The organism is Mesorhizobium sp. M2A.F.Ca.ET.039.01.1.1 (assembly GCF_003998035.1).
GTDB lineage: Bacteria > Pseudomonadota > Alphaproteobacteria > Rhizobiales > Rhizobiaceae > Mesorhizobium.
Window position 1 is genome coordinate 1 of sequence record NZ_RZRY01001084.1, and the last position, 1,572, is coordinate 1,572.

Consider the following 1,572-nt stretch of genomic DNA (forward strand, 5'->3'; position numbering starts at 1 on the left):
GCTTTACCGGCGCAGCCGTGGCCTGGCACCTGGCGCGCCAGCCCGCGCGGCCATTGATCACCGTGATCGAGCCGCGCCCGTTCCTCGGCGGTGGGCTTGCCTATTCCAGCGAGGAGCCATCGCATCGCGTCAACGTGCCGGCGGCCCGGATGAGCCTGTCGCCGGAAGAGCCGGATCATTTCTTGCGCTGGCTGGCGCATGACGGCGAGGCCAAGCGCGATCCGGACGCGGTGTGGCGCAACGGCGATATCTTTCCAAGGCGCAGTGTCTTCGGCCGCTTCGTCGCCGAGCAACTGGCGCCTTGTCTCGACAGCGGAGCGATCCACCACATCCGAGCCCGTGCCGAGGAGGTGAGGCGCAACGGCGATGGTTGGACCGTGGCTGCTTGCGGGCAGCCGATCACCGCCGAAATGATTGTGCTCGCCATGACGCATCCGTCGCCCGACGTTCCGGCCGCGCTGCGGCCGATCGCGGATGCGCCCGGCTTCGTTGCCGATGTCTATTCCGCAGATGCGCTGGATTCGATCGCTGGCGATGCATCGGTGTTGATCGTCGGCTCAGGCCTGACGTCCGCCGATACAGTCGCGGAGCTCGATCGCCGCGGCCACCGTGGCCGTATCCTGGCGGTGTCGCGACACGGATTGCGTTCGCGCGGGCATCCGCTGCTGCGAGGCCCGCCCTTTGGCGACTTCACCTCCACGCCGGCAACGACGGTGCTCGGCTTGCTCGAAAATATCCGTTCGACGCTGGCTGCGGCGGATGCCGGCGGCGTCAACTGGCAGTCGGTCTTCGATCAATTGCGGTTGCAGGGACTGGCCATATGGTCCGCTCTCGCGCCGGACGAGCGCACGCGGCTGGTGCGGCGGCTGCGCGCCTTCTGGGACGTGCATCGCTTCAGGATCGCACCGCAGGTCGAGGCAGCGCTCGACCGTCGTCATGCCGCAGGCACATACGACAACATCGCGGCAGCCCTGACGGGAGCGAGCCGGGAAGGGGATCGCCTGGCGGTCAAATTGCGGCGACGTGGCGAGAGACAGGCTGAAGCCCTGCAGTTCGATGTTGTGATCAACACGACGGGTCCGGCGCATGGAAGGGCGTTGCAAAGCAATCCCGCCCTTCGCTCGCTCACCGATGCCGGCCTGATCCGGGCCGATCGCTACGGGCTCGGCATCGAAACCGGGCTCGACGGCCGTGCCATCGGCCCGGACGGCCGAGCGCTTGCCGGGCTGTTTGTCGCCGGTCCGCTGGCGCGCGGCACATTCGGCGAGCTGATGGGCCTGCCGGAAGTCGCCCGCCATGCGCAGGCCGTCGCGTTTGGGATCGGCAACCAGCTTGGCGCCTTTCCGGCGACGGAAACGGCTCGTTGAAAACCGGCGGCGAATGCGGCCGCGCAAAATTGGTATTTCTATCCAGGCAGGGCCGCCAAAACGGAAAATACTACTTTGTATATATAATCAGTGGACTAATAAATTGGCGACAGGTTCCGGCCACGGCTGGATCGATCGGACGGGCCAAGCCGGGAGGTTTCCATGCCGCAGAATGATCGCGACGCAGTCAAATTCGCCTATTGGG

At 66.0% G+C, this 1,572-nt stretch carries 1 protein-coding gene; it reads left to right on the plus strand.

Features of this window, described 5'->3' with window-relative positions:
* Positions 1–1,367, plus strand: a 1,367-nt coding sequence (locus EOA24_RS37460; RefSeq protein WP_127410790.1) for an FAD/NAD(P)-binding protein, incomplete at its 5' end; no start/stop codon positions are given.
* Positions 1,368–1,572 lie beyond the last annotated feature (205 nt).